Source organism: Anaerotaenia torta, assembly GCF_050433395.1.
Classification (GTDB): Bacteria; Bacillota; Clostridia; order Lachnospirales; family Lachnospiraceae; genus Mobilitalea; species Mobilitalea torta.
This window is the reverse complement of sequence record NZ_JBNPXH010000001.1, coordinates 831,789-849,330: the sequence shown is the minus strand read 5'-3', so window position 1 is coordinate 849,330 and position 17,542 is coordinate 831,789. Positions and strand designations below refer to the sequence as shown.

16 protein-coding genes are annotated in these 17,542 nt (G+C 50.0%); 1 reads left to right on the top strand and 15 read right to left on the bottom strand.

From position 1 onward, the window contains the following. Positions 1–14 precede the first annotated feature (14 nt). From HNQ56_RS03635 to HNQ56_RS03610, 6 genes are all read right to left on the bottom strand, one after another. Complete coding sequence (locus HNQ56_RS03635) at positions 15–722, bottom strand: Crp/Fnr family transcriptional regulator (RefSeq protein ID WP_429142905.1); 708 nt, start codon at positions 720–722, stop codon at positions 15–17. A 183-nt stretch (positions 723–905) separates the two neighbouring features. Then, positions 906–1,289, bottom strand: coding sequence for a desulfoferrodoxin (locus tag HNQ56_RS03630; RefSeq protein WP_429142904.1), 384 nt, complete (start codon positions 1,287–1,289; stop codon positions 906–908). Between the two features lie 129 nt (positions 1,290–1,418). After that, positions 1,419–1,733, bottom strand: a complete 315-nt coding sequence (gene trxA / locus HNQ56_RS03625; RefSeq protein WP_429142902.1) for a thioredoxin — start codon at positions 1,731–1,733, stop codon at positions 1,419–1,421. A gap of 226 nt (positions 1,734–1,959) precedes the next feature. Further along, complete coding sequence (locus tag HNQ56_RS03620) at positions 1,960–2,535, bottom strand: xanthine phosphoribosyltransferase (protein WP_429142901.1); 576 nt, start codon at positions 2,533–2,535, stop codon at positions 1,960–1,962. A gap of 154 nt (positions 2,536–2,689) precedes the next feature. Beyond that, complete coding sequence (gene murI / locus HNQ56_RS03615; protein ID WP_429142899.1) at positions 2,690–3,469, bottom strand: glutamate racemase; 780 nt, start codon at positions 3,467–3,469, stop codon at positions 2,690–2,692. Between the two features lie 294 nt (positions 3,470–3,763). Then, positions 3,764–4,606 carry a helix-turn-helix transcriptional regulator gene (locus HNQ56_RS03610; protein ID WP_429142897.1) on the bottom strand — a complete coding sequence of 281 codons (843 nt, stop codon included), beginning with the start codon at positions 4,604–4,606 and terminating at the stop codon, positions 3,764–3,766. Positions 4,607–4,838: 232 nt separating this feature from the next. Between HNQ56_RS03610 and HNQ56_RS03605 the strand changes: the two genes are divergently transcribed. Beyond that, complete coding sequence (locus tag HNQ56_RS03605) at positions 4,839–7,826, top strand: glycoside hydrolase family 2 TIM barrel-domain containing protein (RefSeq protein ID WP_429142895.1); 2,988 nt, start codon at positions 4,839–4,841, stop codon at positions 7,824–7,826. 164 nt (positions 7,827–7,990) lie between these two features. On the opposite strand, the gene HNQ56_RS03600 is transcribed toward HNQ56_RS03605, so the two are convergent. The 9 genes from HNQ56_RS03600 to HNQ56_RS03560 form a co-directional block, all read right to left on the bottom strand. Beyond that, positions 7,991–8,338: a carboxymuconolactone decarboxylase family protein gene (locus HNQ56_RS03600; RefSeq protein ID WP_429142893.1), complete on the bottom strand. Its 348-nt coding sequence runs from the start codon at positions 8,336–8,338 to the stop codon at positions 7,991–7,993. A gap of 175 nt (positions 8,339–8,513) precedes the next feature. Beyond that, positions 8,514–9,626 carry a M20/M25/M40 family metallo-hydrolase gene (locus HNQ56_RS03595; protein WP_429142891.1) on the bottom strand — a complete coding sequence of 371 codons (1,113 nt, stop codon included), beginning with the start codon at positions 9,624–9,626 and terminating at the stop codon, positions 8,514–8,516. 102 nt (positions 9,627–9,728) lie between these two features. After that, positions 9,729–10,352, bottom strand: a complete 624-nt coding sequence (locus HNQ56_RS03590; RefSeq protein ID WP_429142890.1) for a peptidase C39 — start codon at positions 10,350–10,352, stop codon at positions 9,729–9,731. A gap of 50 nt (positions 10,353–10,402) precedes the next feature. Continuing rightward, positions 10,403–11,227 carry an ABC transporter permease gene (locus tag HNQ56_RS03585; protein WP_429143018.1) on the bottom strand — a complete coding sequence of 275 codons (825 nt, stop codon included), beginning with the start codon at positions 11,225–11,227 and terminating at the stop codon, positions 10,403–10,405. A gap of 145 nt (positions 11,228–11,372) precedes the next feature. Continuing rightward, positions 11,373–12,329: an ABC transporter permease gene (locus HNQ56_RS03580; RefSeq protein ID WP_429142888.1), complete on the bottom strand. Its 957-nt coding sequence runs from the start codon at positions 12,327–12,329 to the stop codon at positions 11,373–11,375. Between the two features lie 54 nt (positions 12,330–12,383). Then, on the bottom strand, positions 12,384–13,391 hold the full coding sequence (locus HNQ56_RS03575; protein ID WP_429142886.1) for an ABC transporter ATP-binding protein: 1,008 nt from the start codon (positions 13,389–13,391) through the stop codon (positions 12,384–12,386). 13 nt (positions 13,392–13,404) lie between these two features. Next, positions 13,405–14,394, bottom strand: a complete 990-nt coding sequence (locus HNQ56_RS03570) for an ABC transporter ATP-binding protein (protein WP_429142884.1) — start codon at positions 14,392–14,394, stop codon at positions 13,405–13,407. Beyond that, positions 14,394–16,031, bottom strand: coding sequence for an ABC transporter substrate-binding protein (locus tag HNQ56_RS03565; RefSeq protein ID WP_429142882.1), 1,638 nt, complete (start codon positions 16,029–16,031; stop codon positions 14,394–14,396). The genes HNQ56_RS03570 and HNQ56_RS03565 overlap by 1 nt, the downstream gene beginning before the upstream one ends. A gap of 329 nt (positions 16,032–16,360) precedes the next feature. Then, positions 16,361–17,539, bottom strand: coding sequence for an EAL and HDOD domain-containing protein (locus HNQ56_RS03560; protein ID WP_429142880.1), 1,179 nt, complete (start codon positions 17,537–17,539; stop codon positions 16,361–16,363). Positions 17,540–17,542: the final 3 nt, after the last annotated feature.

Genomic DNA, 17,542 nt, shown 5'->3' with positions numbered 1-17,542 from the left:
TGACACCATTCCCATCACTTTGCCATCCGGTTCAGCTTTTTCTCGTCAAGTATATCAATTGTTCCCCGATTCAGAAGAACCATCCCTTCATTCTGAAAATACTTCAGCATCCTTGTAACCACTTCCCTGGCCGTCCCAAGATGATTCGCAATCTTTTCATGCGTAATTTCCAAAGTATTGCTGCCTTCCATGACCTGCTGCTCTGCCAAAAAACCGGCCAGGCGCCTGTCAAAGCTGGTAAACAGCGCCTGCTCCATAATCCACATAACCTCGGAGAAGCGGGAAGCCATCAGCTCATTGGTGAACGCCTGCACCGGAAGAGACTCCCGGGACAACCGGTCAAATATGGATACGGGAATGAGATAGGCCTCCGTCTCCTTCTCTGTTTCCACGTAGATGTCAAAGGAAATGTTCTTCATCATACAGGAGGCCGAAAAGATGCAGACATCCCGTTCCAGCAGCCGGTACAAAGTTATTTCCTTACCGCTTTCCGATACAATATAGGCCCTCACCTGCCCGCTCCGGATTAAAAACAGGCCGGAGCAGTGATCCGATCCGCCATGCATGGCTTCACCGGCTGCAAAGGTTTTCTTCAAAATCAGCTGCTCCAGGTTATTTCTCTGGGCATCTGTCAGCTCCCGCCAGAAGCTCAGAGTCTCCTGCAGGAATCTTGCATCCTCCTGTGATATTGCCAACGCCTTCACTCCTATTCTTTTCGTCACTTCTTTTATCTACATTATTTCATTGCTGCCTTCTTTATGATTATAAACCAATAATTGCATTTTTGCAACGGATGAGATGGTATCAGGCACCGCATCCCGATCATCAAAAAACTGCATATAAGGCCGTATCGGAAAAGATACAACCTTATATGCAGCTATGAACAGTTCTTCCCTAATTATGACTTATAGCTCTGTTTTCCATAGACCATGGATATTACAGTACTCGTATACCGCAACCACCTCATCGTCGTCAAGAGCAAATACGGCCGCGGGGGTATCTCCCGGGTTTAAACATTTCCTCTGTCCGCCGTGCTTCGTCTGTACGTAAATCCACTGGATGTAATGCTTCTCCTCCATCGGATGGGGCGCGCCGCCTACTTCTACCTTTACCGTATTGCCGACGATGGATACTACCGGAACATGCTTTTCTTTCGATGCATCAACGGTGTTGGCAACCAATTCTTCCATCTCTTCCCCACAGCAGACAACGGGAACTCCGGAACTGTGGATCATTCCTATGAGGTTGCCGCAGTGCTTGCATCTGTAGAACTTGTGCTCTTTACACATCGCTATCTCTCCTTTTTCGGTATTGTAAATTGTTTCTGGAGGGAGCAGCCTGCTTCCTTCAGCCTGCCTTCCCGTGAAACCATCATAAAAGGGAAGAAATTCTTCGCACTTTTATAAGTAAATTATATATCAAATCTCCAACATTCTCAAGATGTCTTTTTTCGGACGAGCACCAACCGCCTGGGCGGAGACCTTTCCGTCCTTCACTACCATCAAAGTGGGAATGCTCATTACGCGGAAGCGGGATGCCAGCTCTGATTCCTCGTCAATATTGATCTTGCCCACCTTGGCGGTACCGGCAACCTCTGTTGCAATTTCATCCAGGGCAGGGGCCACCATACGGCAGGGGCCGCACCAGGACGCCCAGAAATCCAGCAGGATGGGCTCCTTAGAATTTAATACCTCTTCCTCAAAATTGTTCTTGGTAATTTTAATCGTAGCCATGATATATTCCTCCTATCAGATGATTGTTAAGTTTCGATTAGAACCTGCAAGCAAGCCTGCATTTCTTCACTACGCTTTCACTATATCATGAACATAAGACATGTTCATGATCCTTAGCTCCGCTCAGAAATTACAAGTAAGCTTGCATTTCTTCACTACGCTTTCACTATATCATGATACGCAAGGAACTTCTGTGATGTTATCACTAATTTAACAGGAAACAGACCTATTCCCGAAACTTTACTCCGCCCTCTTCCGACATGGAGTCGATAATTGCCAGAGATTCTACCCGGACGCCACTGTCCCGCACCATCCTGCCTCCCTCCTGGAAGCCCTTCTCTATGACAATTCCCGCTCCCACCAGGGTGGCACCGGCATCCTGCACCAGCTTGATCAGGCCCAATAATGCGGCTCCGTTGGCAAGGAAATCATCAATAATCAGAATCTTATCCTCCGGACCCAGGAAATCCTTCGATACGATAATATCATATATTCTGCCATGGGTAAAGGATTCCACCTTGCTGGTATATACATCTCCTGCAATATTCTTTGTCTGGTTCTTCTTGGCAAAGACCACCGGAACCTGAAAATACTGGGCTGCAATACACGCAATTGCAATACCGGAGGCTTCAATCGTCAAAATCTTGGTGATTTCCTCACCGGCAAACCTTCTTTTAAACTCCTTGCCGATTTCTCCGAATAACGCTGTGTCTAGCTGATGGTTTAAAAAGCTGTCCACCTTCAGTACATTTCCGGAACGCACCTTGCCGTCCCGCATGATCCTATCCTTTAATAGCTGCATTTGTTTTCCCCTTCGCCTATATTGATCTTTTACTACATCTTATCCTGTGTTTTGACATTTTACAATTTAGCAAAACTTATAAATAATATTATCGCCGCTTATATATCACGAAGTCTCCTGTTATCTGCACGGCAATTTTGCAAGAGCTGTTTCTTTAATACCTTTGCATCCTTTCCAGACGCTCGTGGAAGCCTGCCAGCCTCTTAAGCTCTTCCTCCCGGCACACCGGGCGGCCGGACTTGTAGTACTCTACCAATCCATGGTTTTTCTCCAGCAGCTCCCGCTCCTCCAGAATCCTTTTCAGATAATTCACGGTTCCGGCATTGCCGTCAATAAAGGCAACCTCCTCCGGGAAAATCCTCCGATAGGAATCCTTGAAATAATTAAAATGAGTGCATCCCAGAATCAGAGCCGCGTAATCCTGCAATCGGTAGGGAGCCAGTTCCTCTCTCAGATACCGTTCCACCTCCGGCCCCTCAAACTGTCCGGCTTCAGCAAAGCTTACCAGACCGGGCAGGGCAAGAAGGTCGATGCGATGATCGTCATCCACCTGTTCGATCAGGCTGCGCAGCTTCTCCTCCCTGACGGTAACCGGCGTGGCAATGACCATGACCCGCTTTCCGTTGCTTCTGGCAACGGCAGGCTTCACCGCCGGCTCCATGCCAAGAATGGGCAGGGTGTACTTGCCCCGAACATATTCCGCTGCCGCGCTGGTGGCCGTATTGCAGGCAATCACAATCGCCTTCACGCCCTTTCCTACGAGAAATTCTACTGCCTTGTCCACATAACCAATAATTTCTTCCCTGCTCTTCGTTCCGTAGGGCACATGGTCGACATCCGCATAATAAATATAATCTTCTTCCGGCAAGGTCTGCAGCGCCTGATGAAGTACCGTAAGTCCGCCGATACCGGAGTCAAAAATCCCTATCTTCAATATAACCTTCATCCTTCCTGTATATCCGCATTTATATCCGCATTCTGAACTGTTCCGTCTTCCGATCTGATATCGCTTATCTGCGCAGCCCAGTCTGTAGATGCCAAACTATATCATTCTCTTTATTGATCTCTCTCCATCATAATACGAAATGAAAAAAATGCAAGGTACTATTTCAATTTACCGGCACAGACGAACTGCTTGTACCTTAGTGACATACAAATCCAGTCCCATCTCTTCCATCCTGTGTGTGAGGGAGCACCCTGCTCTCCTCTCTGCTTCCAGACTGAGCTGTTACGTCCTTTCCCGGTACTCACTGGGTGACATTCCCACATATTTGCGGAAGATTCTGCTGAAATACAGCTGGCTGTCATATCCTACCATACGGGATATATCGCCGATTGACAGATAATGATTATTCAGCAATTCCCTGGCATGCTGCAGACGGAGATTGGTAAGGTACTGCTTGGGAGAGCTTCCGGTATACCGCTTAAACTCACGGATAAACCAGCTGCAGCTGATATGGTACTGCTCCGCCAGCTCCGTTATATTCAATTCCTTCTGATATTCCTGATGAAACCGGTTGATTACCTCGTCAAACATGGAGTGGTAGCCCGGCTTCTCCCGGAATCCGCCGCGAGCGGCCCTGGCTGCTGTCACCAGCAATTGGCGGAAATACGCCTCCGCTATTTCCGAATTATAATACCGCTCCACTCTCAGCTCCATGATAATCTTATCAAAAAGCTCGGCCAGTTCTTCCGCCCCGGACAGCTGCACCGGCTGTTCCGCTGTCAGCCCCAGGCTGTCCAGAAGCGGCCCCGCCGCCCTTCCGGAGAAATGAAGCCAGTAAATATCCGGTTTTTCCTTCAGCACATAGTAATAATCCTGAGGAGTTCCCGGCCGGTAGATAAAAATACTGTCCTTTCCCACATCATATGTCCTATCTTCCAAATCAAAATGTGCATATCCGTCGGCAACGTACAAGAGCTGGTAATCCTGCCGCCCGGCAGGTCGCCGGGTTTCCATCTTCTTAAGATGAAGTAGCCTGTAGTGACCGCAGCTCTTCACAAAAAGTTCTCTGTCCTCTTGAGGGAAATCATCATCTGTCTTGTTATGATATCCCGAATGATTCAGCATATACCTCCCACCGCCTTGTCTCTCTTTTTTTAGTTCCATTTTGTCCTGTATTGCATCAGACAATACAGGATGTTATTAACTTAATGGTATCAAATCTGTACTGTTTTGTCCATATATTCAGCAAGAATGATTATAGTCAATTCCAATCCCGGTTGCTACAATATTCTCATCTAAGTTCCTGCTGCCAGAAGGACGCTTCTATCAACCATTTCAGATTAAGGGGTGCAAGACGATGAAACTCACAAAATATTTTGAAGATACGAAAAATCTTCATGTAGGCACCATGGCAAACCGTGCCTACTATATTCCGTATGATACCGCCAGCAAAGCAGAACGCAGGCATTTGCTGAACGGCACCTGGAAATTCAAATACTTCCGCAACCGTTTTGACGCAGAGGAGGGCTTCTATCAGCCAGGCTATGATCTGGGCAGCTTTGCCGACCTCCCTGTTCCCAGCTGCTGGCAGAACCATGGCTATGACCGGCACCAATATACCAATGTGAATTATCCCTTTCCCTATGACCTTCCCTATGTTCCGGAGGAAGACAATCCCTGCGGCTGTTATGTGCATACCTTCCAGCTCAGCCCGGAGCAGCTGTCCCAGCGCAATTACCTGAATTTTGAAGGGGTTGATTCCTGCTTTTACGTGTGGATAAACGGCACTTTCGTGGGCTTCAGCCAGGTCTCCCACTCCACCAGCGAATTTGATGTCACAGAATATCTGAAACCGGGCGCCAACACTCTGGCCGTATTGGTTATGAAGTGGTGTGCAGGCAGCTATTACGAGGATCAGGACAAATTCCGTATGTCCGGCATCTTCCGGGATGTGTACCTTCTGACCAGAGCAAGGGAACATATCCGGGATTACTTTGTGAAAACGGAGTTGAATGAGGATTGTTCCATCGCTTGTGTAAGCGTGGAGTTAGAATACCTGAATCAAAGCGTTCCGGTCAAGGCTGCCCTGTATGACTGCAGCCAGAGGTTAGTGGAAGAAAAGTCTGCTACGGGCGGTCCCATTGACTTTACCGTGAATGCTCCCCTGCTGTGGAACGCGGAAGCACCGAATCTCTATACTTTGGTTCTGACCACCGCCGAGGAGGAGATTATCCAGAAGGTGGGCATTCGTGAGGTTGAGATCAAAAACAGCGTGATTCTGCTTAACCGCGTCCCCATCAAATTCAAGGGTGTGAACCGGCATGACAGCGATCCGGTTACCGGTTATACCATCAGCAGGGAGCAGGCTCTTAAGGATCTGTCATTGATGAAGCAGCATAATATCAACGCGATCCGTACCAGCCACTACCCTAATGCCCCCTGGTTCCCCCAGCTGTGCGACGAATACGGCTTTTATCTCATTGCGGAAGCGGATCTGGAATGCCATGGCGCCGCCGCCTTTTATTCCGGCTCTTCAGAACATACTTATGGGGATATCGCCATGAACCCCATCTCCGATTCCATTATCCTGGACCGGCAGCAGCGCAATGTATGCAGGGACAAGAATCATCCCAGCATCCTGATCTGGTCCATGGGCAATGAAAGCGGCTGGGGTGCCAGCTTTGAAAAAGCGGGCCGCTGGGTGAAGGAATACGATCCCAGCCGTCTTCTGCACTATGAGGGAAGTGTTCATATCACCGGCGGTCATCAGGCGGATCTCTCCATGCTGGATCTGTACAGCAGGATGTATGATTCCATCGCCGGTATTGAGAACTATATGAGCGATCCTAAGAATACCAAGCCCTATGTGCTGTGTGAGTTCTGCCATGCCATGGGTAACGGCCCCGGGGACCTGGAGGACTATATGGAAGTGATCTACCGGGAGGACCGGATGGCGGGCGGTTTTATCTGGGAATGGTGCGATCACGCCATCTATCTCGGAGATGCTCCCGACGGAAGAAAGCGATATGCTTACGGCGGTGATTCCGGCGAGTTTCCCCATGACGGTAATTTCTGCGTGGACGGACTGGTTTATCCCGACCGCACGGTAAGCACCGGACTGCTGGAATATAAGAATGTAATCCGTCCGGTTCGTGCCTCTCTCCTTGATGCAAAGCGCGGCCTCCTTTGCCTGGAGAACAAGCTGGATTTCATCAATACAAGGGATTTACTCTCTCTTACCTATCAAGTGGAGAACAACGGAGTGGTAATCCAGGAAGGCAGTGTGGAGGAGCTTGACATCCCCGCTCATGAACGCCGCCAGCTGACCCTGTCTCTCCAGATACCGGAGCAGGGCATTACCTGCCTTAAGCTTACCTATGTACAGAAGTCAGACCTGCCCTTTACCAGCGCAGGCTATGTTCTTGGCTTTGATCAGCTGTTATTGAAGGATGGAGATCTGAAGCAAGCAGAGGGCAGCTCCCAGGGAACCGGGCTTTCCTATGAGGAGGATGAGCGCCTTCTCACAATCCAGGGGGAGAATTTCATTTATGTCTTCCATAAGCTGACCGGCCTTTTCTGTGATCTTCGCAAGGATGGGCAGAAGCTTCTGGAGCTTCCCATGGAATACAACCTCTGGAGAGCTCCTACGGACAACGACCGGAATATCAGACATGAGTGGCAGCACGCAGGCTACGACCGGACCATGGCAAGAGTATATACTTCTGCCGTCCAGGCGGACGCCTCCGGCAATCTCATCATCCGGTCCAAGCTTGCCATCCATGCCATCCAGCGGGAGCATATGGTGGACCTGGAAACCGTCTGGACGGTTACTCCCGACGGCCGGCTGCTGTTCCAGGCGGATGCCTGCCGCAACACAAAGATGCCCTACCTTCCCCGGTTCGGGCTGCGCCTCTTCCTGCCGAAGAAATACGACCGTGTGCAATATTTTGGCTATGGTCCTTATGAAAGCTATCTTGACAAGCGCCAGGCCTCTTACAGGAGTCTTTTTGAGGAACGGGTCGAGGATATGTTTGAAGACTATATCTTCCCCCAGGAGAATTCCTCCCATTGCGGCTGCAAATATCTCAGCATCGGAGCTTCCGATACCGCCGCTCCTCTTATTGTGACCGCGGGCCAGGACTTTGCCTTCAATGTATCCGAATACACCCAGGAGGAGCTTACCGCTAAGGCACATAATTACGAGCTGGAGAAATCGCCTTATACTGTTGTATGTATTGATTATAAGCAGAGCGGTATCGGCTCCAATAGCTGCGGGCCGCAATTGCTTCCCAAGTACCGTTTGGAGGAGGAAAGCTTCCATTTCGAGTTTCACTTTTCTATCTAATACCGGTTATCACCTATCGCTATAAGTAACATAAACCAGGCAGGAGGGTATTGTAAAAGGATTGTTCCTTTTGACAATGATCCCTCCTGCCTGGTGTTATCCGTTCTCTGCTGTTATGCAGGGCTTTATTCCTGTAACCTTTTGCAGCTCCCCGTGTTCCAATCTCAGTGGGAAGTCTCCGTTTCCAAAACCCCGCGCAGGATCAGCAGCCCCTTCATCATAGTGGGAAAGCCCGATGTGGGCCCCACCAGCAGAATGGCATGCTCGATCTCTTCCCTGGTACAGCCGCTTTGCAATGCCTTCCGAATATGGGTTTGCAGGGAATATTCATTCTTGCAGTCGGCGGAAAGGGCTACCTTGATCAGCCATCTGGTTTTCTCATCCAGCGGGCCGCCCTTCTCATGCACCAATTTTCCATACTTCTGGTAAGCCTCATAAATCTCTCCGTGCTGCTCCATGAAATAGCTCAGGTTTCCTTCAATTAAGGGATTGTTCTTGATATTCTCATCCATAAACAGTGCCTCCTTTTTCCTTTGATTCTTGCCAAAACAGGCGGGAATAAACACAGATGTCCATAAATTGATTTTACCCCTTTTTCCGCAAACTTTCCATTATGTAAAAGAAGCGGTGGGGATTTTTCCTCACCGCTTTACTCTTTCCTTATCCCACCGCCTGCTATGGCCCGGTTTATTTTCTGCTGGTCATAATATTGCGGACAATCCGTGTACTATTTACCAGCTCTTCCACCTCGGTGTATTCACTGCAGGAATGAACCTGGTTCATGGCATTAGAAAGCACCAGCCCGTAGATTCCCTTCGCCGCAAAAGTATTGCAGTCACTGCCCCCAAGGGTTCTGACCAGTTCCGCCTGCAGGCCTGCCTCCTCACAAGCAGCCTTGTAGCGCGCGGCTGTGCTTCCCCCGGTATCCGTCTCAAAGGCGCGGCAATTGATTACCTCTTCCCAATCAATCCCCCCTCCGGCCCGGTTTGCTTCCGTCAGAAACAGCTCCTTGGTCTCCGAGAGTATCCGCACTGCCGTCTCATGGCGGAAGCTTCTGATCTCTCCTTCCACCCGGCAGTTTTCTGGAACAATATTGGTAGCCGCTCCGCCGGAGATTAAGCCGATATTCACGGTGGTGTCTTTATCCATTCTACCCAGCTTCATCCGGCTTATGACATCGGAAGCTATGGCTATGGCATGAATGCCTTCCTCCGGCGAGAAGCCCGCATGTGCCGCCTTTCCCCTTACCACCGCAGTAAAGCTTACAATGGTGGGTGCCGCATAAGCCGCACGGCCCACCTTGCCGCTCAGATCCAAAACATAGGCCTCCTTCGAGCGTATCCGGGAATAATCAAAGACGCTGCTTCCCTTCGCATAAGGCTCTTCGGCAACGGCAAACAGTATCTCAATGCTTCTGTGGGGAAGCCCTTCCTCCCGCAGGCTGCGAACCGCTTCCAGGATGGAGATCAGTCCCGCAATATCATCCGCCCCCAAGACCGTATCTCCCCCGCTGGTAATCCTGCCGTCCGGCTGAAGAACCGCTCTCTTATTCAAGGCAGGAGGTACCGTATCCATATGAGCCGAGAACAGAAGCGGCTCCCCTTCCAGCTCTCCCTCCAGATATCCGTACAGATTGCCGCAATTGCCGCCAATCGCCTTGCCTGCATCATCCTCGGATACGGCAAAGCCCAGCTCCTTCAGCTTGATTATTAATAAATCAGCAATCTCCCGTTCCCCAAAGGAAGGAGAGTCGATTGCCGCCAACTGGATAAATTCCTCAATAATCCGGTTTCTATTCATGATATTACCGCCTCCGCTCTAAGAGAGTGTTATAGACTATTCCTGCTGTGGATTGTCACTGTTATGGATTATCCCGAAATGTCCGAAAGTTTTCTACTTCTTTTATATAAAATATTCTATGGATTTCTCAGGAGTCCTCCTGGTATTGGTATTATACAGCAGCATGGCCTCCCTCCCCTGAACCTCGCCCAGGGCATAGAAACCGTCATCCTCACCGTTCATAATATCCCTTTTCACCTTGCGGTTCATCTTCTTCGGAAATCCTTCCACACAGACCACTGTCTCCCCATCCACAGGCTCCTCCCAATCATAGGGATCGAATAAACAGAGATACTCCTCTTCTATATCCGTGAGCAGTACATAATGCTTTGTAGGACCCAGCCACACACAGATCACCACTGCCCCTCCCTGCTGGAGACATTCCGTAATCCTGCTGTTCTGCCGTACCCAGACCTGCTCATCGATTACCAGCTCCGTATATACGGGATAATTCTTCGTCCGGCCAAACTCGTTCAGCCAGTTGGAGAGGAACATCATAGCCATCCGGGACGTTCCGCGCTTCCCGAACTCTCCGTTGCTGTCATACAGGTCAAGAGTGTAAAGCGTTATTGTCTTTATGATCTCCGGCAGGATTTCTTCCCGCTCATAGAGATAACGGATCGCGTTGATCAATGTGGTGGGACCGCAGTCATATTCCGAGGTCTGATAATTTAGTATGTTTTTCATGCCATATCTACCGTTCCTATCCTATGATCGTGTTATAATTTTTATCAGCCTTACCTTCCGGAGGTATCAAAGGCATCCCGCAGGGCATCTCCAATGAAGTTGATGCTGATCACCAGGAGAATAATTAATAAACCCGGCGGAATCCACAGCCAGGGCTTTGTAGTCAGCACAGACAGGGATTGCGCCCCGTTGAGCATATTGCCCAGGCTGGCCTGGGGAGGCTGAATTCCCATACCAAGAAAGCTCAGAGCCGCTTCGTCCAGCATGGACAGGGCAATTACCGAGGTGGCATAGACAAGTATGGGAGCCAGGGTATTCGGCAGGATTTCCGAGAACAGGATATAGCTCTTAGGCATTCCTGCTACCAGATCGCTTTTGATAAATGCCGTTTCCCTGAGGGACAGCACATTGCCCCGAACCAGCCTTGCCACTCCGGGCCAGTCCACAAAGCCCAGAATCAGGACGATATTCCATAATCCAGGCTCAAATATGGCTGCTGCAACAAGAACCAGAAGAATATAGGGAAAGGACATAACCATGTCCGTAAAGCGCATAATAACCATATCGATCCACCCCCCGAAATAACCGGAGATCAATCCCAGAACCACTCCCAGAACGGTGGAAACCACAGTTGCGGCAAATCCCACCAGAAGAGAGATCCTGGTGGCATAGAACAGCCGGCTGAGCACATCCCTGCCCACCTGATCCGTTCCCAGAAGGAATTTGGAGGAGGGGCCTTCCCCAAAGCCGCCTACCGGCATATTGGGATCATAGGGCGCCAGCACCGGGGCCAGCAGCGACAGAATAATGACGGCCGCCAGAAATACACTGCTGACGACCGCCAGCTTATGTCTCCGGAAACGCTTCCATATCATTTTACCGTAGCTATCTCCCGATTCCTCCGGTCTATCCTCATACTGCTTCATCTTAAAATCTCCTCTTAACATTACATGCGGCCAAATCCTGCGAATTTGGGCGGCAGCACAAATTTGCCGTATGAAAATTGCTTTTCATTTTCAGCTATCCCTCTTGTGAATATTGAATGGTGGGATCCACCAATGCATATAGAATATCCGTAATCAAATTCGCCGCCAGAACCACCAGCGCCGACATCAGGCATACGCCCATAATCACCGGATAATCCCGGTTAATAATGGCATTCATCGTCATAAGCCCCAGTCCCGGCCAGGAAAAGACCTGCTCGGCAATAATCGCGCCGCCGAACAGAACCGGTATCTGCATGCCAATAATGGTAATGACCGGAATTAATGCATTCTTAAGAGCATGCTTATTAATCACACGAAACCGGCCCAGCCCCTTTGCTCTGGCTGTCTTCAGATAATCCTTCTGAAGAATCTCCAGCATGGCGCTGCGGATATACCGGATATTGGTTCCCGCCATGGAGGTAGCCAGGACAATCACCGGCATAATCATATGCTTGATAATATCCAGAGCGTCCTTATCCTGCCCCAGGGTAGACATGCCGCTGGAGGGAAGCCAGCCCAATTTGACGGTGAAAATATAAATCAGAAGCAAAGCCAGGAAGAAGCCCGGCACACTGGTTCCCAGAAAGGAAAGGGATACCAGGGTATAATCTCCCGGCGAATACTGGCGTACCGCACTGTAAATTCCCGCGGGTACCGCAATGAGCAGGCTCACTGCCAGGGATACCCCCATCAGCAGAAGCGTGGGCCCGATATACATGCTGATCATCTGGCTTACCTCCTGGTGATTCCGCATGGAATACCCCAGATTCCCCTGAAGGAGCTGCTTTAACCATTCAAAATACTGTACATAAACCGGCTGATCCAACCCCAGAAGAATCCGCCTGGCCTCCACCGCCTCCTGGGATACTCTGGCTCCCTGCAGCATATCCAGCGGACTTCCGGCCAGACTCATGATCAGATAATCAATGATTGTAATTCCAAATAATACAGGGATTGCAATCAAGATACGCTTTATAATATATTTTATCATCTGACCGTTCCTTTCTTTCTCCGTTTTCTGCTTTCTACCAGGTTTCTCTTTTTCTTATTTGTTTCCTTCTGCCCCGTCCTTCACCAGGCGGCAGGCCGCCATATGATACCCTTCGGAAACCACGGGCTCCAAAACCGGCCGTATTTCCCGGCATTTCTGTATCGCATGGGGACAGCGGGGATGAAAAGGACATCCCACGGGAGGTGCCGTATTCGAAGGAATCTCTCCCTGGATAATTACTCTCTCCCTCTCTCTCTCCTTCGGGTCGGGAATCGGAGCCGCGTTGCACAGCGCCTGGGTATAGGGATGTACCGGATTCGAGAACAGCTCCTTTGCGTCGGCAATTTCCACAATCCTGCCCAGATACATCACCGCAATCCGGCTGCTGATGTAACTCACCGCATCCAGCCCATGCCCGATAAAGAGATAGGTCAGCCCCAGATCCTTCTGCAGGCTCCGCAGCAGATTCAATACCTGTGCCTGAATGGACACATCCAGAGCGCTTACCGGCTCATCGCAGACAATCAGCTTCGGCTGCAGAGACAATGCCCGCGCGATTCCAATCCTCTGCTTCTGCCCGCCGGAGAATTCATGGGGATATTTCTCCTTGCTGCTGCGCGGGAGCCCCACCAGCTCAAGAAGCCGGTCCACCTCTTGATGAACCGGCTTTTTTGCCGCAAGCTTATGGTATCGCATGGGTTCGGAAATAATATCAACAATTCGTTTTCTAGGATTTAACGAAGCAAAGGGATCCTGGAATATCATCTGAATCTGCGTGCGTATCTTTTTCATCTCCGCCGCCGAAAGCTCATCCAATCCCCTGCCCCGGTAGATTACCTTTCCCTCCGTAGGCCGCTCCAGCCCTACGATCTGTCTGCCCACCGTGGATTTGCCGCACCCCGATTCGCCTACCAGACCCAGGGTGGTCCCTTCCGGAATCTCAAAATCAACCCCATCCACCGCATAGATTTTACCGATGGCATGGGGAATGATTCCTCCATAGATGGGGTAATGCTTTTTCAGCCCCTTCACTTCCAGAAGAGGTACCTGTTTCTGAAGCATTGGTGCATTCCTCCTATTTATCCTGATATCCGGAAGCCGGCAGTATTCCCTGCCTCCAGCAGCGCACCGGATGACCGCCTTCCCGGCTGCGCAGCTCCTGCTCCTGCCCGCACTCCCGGCTGACATAGGGACAGCGGTTGGCAAAACGGCAGCCCTCCAGCTCATCGTAGCGCTCCGGTACGGAGCCGGGAATAGAAGCCAGCTCCCTGTCCTGCTCATCCCGGATACTCGGTATGGACTGGAGCAAGGCCCGGGTATAGGGATGCTGCGGTTCCTGGAAGAGGGTGAACACATCCGCCTCCTCCACGATCTGCCCCGCGTACATCACCAGCACACGGTCAGCCATCTCCGCTACCAGACCCATATCATGGGTAATCAGTACAATTGACATATGAAGCTCCTTGTTCAGTCCCTTGAGAAGCTGCATAATCTGCGCCTGTATCGTTACATCCAGCGCGGTGGTGGGTTCATCCGCAATCAGGAGCTTGGGGTCACAGGCCAGGGCCATGGCTATCATGACCCTCTGCCTCATTCCGCCGGACAGGGTATGGGGATATTTCTTCATAATATCATGGGGATCCGGAAGGCCAACCTTCTTCAGCAGGCCTATGGCCCTCCGGGCGGCTTCCTTCCGGTTCAGCTTCAGATGAACCTTCATGGTTTCTATCATCTGCTGCCCTATGGTAAACACCGGATTCAAGCTGGTCAGAGCATCCTGAAAAATCATCGCGAGACTTCTTCCCCGAATCCGGTCCATCTCTTTCTCCGATTTATCCAACAGGTCTTCCCCGTCAAAACGGACACTGCCTCCCACTACCTTGCCGCCCCGCCCAAGAAGTCCCATAATTCCCAGGGAGGTGACACTCTTGCCGGAGCCGGATTCGCCCACGAGGCAGACAATCTCTCCGGCCTCCACACGAAAGCTTACCTGGTCAATGCTTAATACCTCTCCCTTGTCTTCCTGAAAGGCGATCTCTAAATCCCCAACCTCCAATAATGGCATTACTGCGTCACATCCCACTCATGAATATTAATAAAGGAACCATACACGTCCGGCACCGCATTGGTCAGTCTCTTATTCACCGCACCAATGGCACTGATTACATAAGCCGATATCATCGGCACTTCCTGCTGGACAATAGTATCAATGTCCAGATACCGGCTTCGTATTCCCTCAATACTGCTCTCTGTCTGGGTTGCCTCCAAAGCCTCCAAAACTCTCTCATCGCTGTATCCCGTCCAACCGTCGGCAGACAGCAGCCAGTTTACATCGGGATAAGGATCCACGGGTGCATAAGTATACTGTACCGCCATAAGATCAAATCCCTTATTGCCGGCTACCGTCATAAGGGAGGCCAGATTCTCGGTTTTAATCTGAACGCGAATCCCCACCTCTAAGAGCTTTGCCGCAATATAATCCGCTGCCCTTCCAAAGGTTGTGTCTCCGCTGTTAATATAGAAATTTAACACCTTCGAGGTATCCCATCCGTCAGCCGCCGCCTCGGCAACCAGCTGCTTTGCCTTCTCCGGATCATAGGGCGTCGGAGTCAGACTTGCATCATAGAAGGGACCCACGCTGGAAAGGAAGCCATCCACTATCTCGCCTTTCCCGTTAAGAAAGCCCTTCAGCAGCTCTTCACGGTCAATTCCGTACAGGATAGCCTGACGTATCCTGGAATCCGTAACTGCCGCAGTGTTAAAGAAAATAGACTGGTTCGTCACCGGCGCCCCGTAATTAACCGTTATATTCGCCAGGGCTTCCACACCGGCATAATCCTCCTGCAAAATATTGCCCGTAGTCTGCTGTACGAAATCAATCTCACCGGACTGAAGACCGGTTAAAAGCTGTGCGGGAGTAACAATCTTGATGTTGAGCTTATCAACCTTCGGTGCCCCTTTCCAATACTTGTCATTGGCAACATAGGTCACATAATGCTGCGGGTCAACCGCCGTTGCCCGGTAAGGGCCGTTTACTACGGTAGGAGCATTAAACCAGGTATAACCTGCCAGCTCTCCTTCCGGTACATCCTTCAGGATATGCTTGGGCACAGTAAGAATATAGCGCCCGTAAGTATTCTGGAATGTGGTAAGGGCGATGGGGTACTTGGTGGTGAATTCCACTGTCTTGCTGTCCACCGCCTTGACACCGGCAATTTCGGTGGCTCCTTCTTCCACAAATCCGTCGTCCCCGGTACCCTCAAAGGCATAAAGAGCCATACTGGTATTGGCCAGGGTCGGGCTTGCCAGCCTTAACACGGTAAATTCCACATCCTCCGCCGTAACCGGAGTTCCATCCGACCAGACCGCATCCGGATCAATCTTGACGGTAAAATGAATGTTATCCTCCGTTGTAACGGAAGAAGCCAGCATCCCCACAAACTCCAGCTTGCTGTTCAGCTCCACCAGAGGTAAAAATTCCATTGCCGTGGCATATTTCAGTACCTCTGTTGCATCCATCATCAAGGGATTCAGACTGGATAAGCTGTCTGACATTCCTATATTCACAATCTTCTCCCCTTTATTCGGGGTTCCCTCACCGGAACCGCCTGGGATGTCCTTCGTCCCCTTCCCGCAGGCTGTCAGGGAGACTGCCAGTAGTATGACAAGCATCAGTGCCATCCATCGTTTTGAATTCTTCATAAATAAAACCATCCTCTCTTCTTATGACAGTCCATCTATCATAGCTTCCCATCCACATCCGGCAGGAAGGAACTGTCACATATCATATTATCAATCTCCAATAATTCATATATGTCTTATATGAATTATATGATTTTGTTTATTCTAATACTGTTATACCCATTTGTCAATCACTTTATCATAAAAATCAAGCGGCAAACACAGATTACAAATAGAGTTTCTCCCCGTGTAATAATAGGCTTGACCCATAATTATACCAGGAAGAAACCCCGATGTATAAAATCAGTATAAATTATATCCTAATAAAATGCAATAGGCTGAACTTCTAACTATGTATCCTCGAAAGAAGCGCTGATCTCAAAGGCCCATTGGGTGGCTTCAATGTATCCGTCCGAAATCCCTTCCGTATCCAGCTCAATCTCCGCGGCAATCCGGGATACCTCTGTCCAGTTTCCATGCTCATAGGCTAATACCAGATCACAGATGGGCTTCAGCGCTCCCTTTTTATAAACCAGGGCATCATATACATCCTGGGGCAGCATCATTCCATCCAGCGCTTCCCCCATGGGCTGATCTAAAATCGCATCCAGAGTGCTGAACAGACACATCATCAGAATCTCATCCTTCCTCTTTCGGAACTTGCTGTTAATGGCCAGATACTCACTGAATTTGGAACGGACTACCGACAGGAGCACCAGCTCCAGGGGCTTTTCCTCCCCTCTTTCCTGGAGCATCATGATATTGACCCAGCGCTCCAGCTCCTGAAGCCCCATAATCAGCAGCGCCTTCTTAATCGTAGGATAGAATTTCTCCGTCCTCTTATTGCTCATTACCTTTAACAGACGATAGGCCAAGCCTACATCTGATTCAATAATCGCCGCCAGGGTGTCAAAGGAGGGCTCCGCTTTTCTCAGTTCCGTAAAAATCTGCGTATACTGTATTCTGGAGGGCCTTTGTATCACTGATCCGCCGATTACCTTCGGCTTGCTGAAAAAATATCCCTGAAACAGATGAAATCCCATGGCATGGGCCTTCTGATAATCCTCCTCTGTCTCAATCTTTTCTGCCAGGATTATCTTTCTTCGGGACAGGGCACGGGATACTTCCGTTTCCAGGGAATCCAGGGGTGTGGCAAGAATGTCATACTTTATAATATCCGCAATGGGTATCATGGGATAGGAATTGACACTCTCGCTAAAATCATCCAGCGCAATCTGGTACCCGGCCTTCCTCAGAGATTTGATCCGTTCCAGCAGGGCTTCATCCTCCTTGACAGTCTCCAACACCTCGATTACAAGAGTATCCGGGCTGATCAGCTCGATCACATCCGACATCAGAAATTCATAATCAAAATTAACAAATGCCTTCGCTTTTCCAACCACACGGTCAATCCCGTTCTCAAACAATCCTCCGAGAACTGTCGCCGTAGCAGAAACCGGGTTAGTGCTCCTATAGGTGTTCTGCTTGGCATCCGATCGGAACAAAAGCTCATATCCATATATATTCATTAC

Coding starts and splice junctions, on each gene's coding strand:
- HNQ56_RS03630 (WP_429142904.1), bottom strand. CDS start 1,289: ATGTGTAAAGAGCACAAGTTCTACAGATGCAAGCACTGCGGCAACCTC.
- trxA (WP_429142902.1), bottom strand. CDS start 1,733: ATGGCTACGATTAAAATTACCAAGAACAATTTTGAGGAAGAGGTATTA.
- HNQ56_RS03620 (WP_429142901.1), bottom strand. CDS start 2,535: ATGCAGCTATTAAAGGATAGGATCATGCGGGACGGCAAGGTGCGTTCC.
- HNQ56_RS03610 (WP_429142897.1), bottom strand. CDS start 4,606: ATGCTGAATCATTCGGGATATCATAACAAGACAGATGATGATTTCCCT.
- HNQ56_RS03605 (WP_429142895.1), top strand. CDS start 4,839: ATGAAACTCACAAAATATTTTGAAGATACGAAAAATCTTCATGTAGGC.
- HNQ56_RS03600 (WP_429142893.1), bottom strand. CDS start 8,338: ATGGATGAGAATATCAAGAACAATCCCTTAATTGAAGGAAACCTGAGC.
- HNQ56_RS03595 (WP_429142891.1), bottom strand. CDS start 9,626: ATGAATAGAAACCGGATTATTGAGGAATTTATCCAGTTGGCGGCAATC.
- HNQ56_RS03590 (WP_429142890.1), bottom strand. CDS start 10,352: ATGAAAAACATACTAAATTATCAGACCTCGGAATATGACTGCGGTCCC.
- HNQ56_RS03585 (WP_429143018.1), bottom strand. CDS start 11,227: ATGATATGGAAGCGTTTCCGGAGACATAAGCTGGCGGTCGTCAGCAGT.
- HNQ56_RS03580 (WP_429142888.1), bottom strand. CDS start 12,329: ATGATAAAATATATTATAAAGCGTATCTTGATTGCAATCCCTGTATTA.
- HNQ56_RS03575 (WP_429142886.1), bottom strand. CDS start 13,391: ATGCTTCAGAAACAGGTACCTCTTCTGGAAGTGAAGGGGCTGAAAAAG.
- HNQ56_RS03570 (WP_429142884.1), bottom strand. CDS start 14,394: ATGCCATTATTGGAGGTTGGGGATTTAGAGATCGCCTTTCAGGAAGAC.
- HNQ56_RS03565 (WP_429142882.1), bottom strand. CDS start 16,031: ATGAAGAATTCAAAACGATGGATGGCACTGATGCTTGTCATACTACTG.
- HNQ56_RS03560 (WP_429142880.1), bottom strand. CDS start 17,539: ATGAATATATATGGATATGAGCTTTTGTTCCGATCGGATGCCAAGCAG.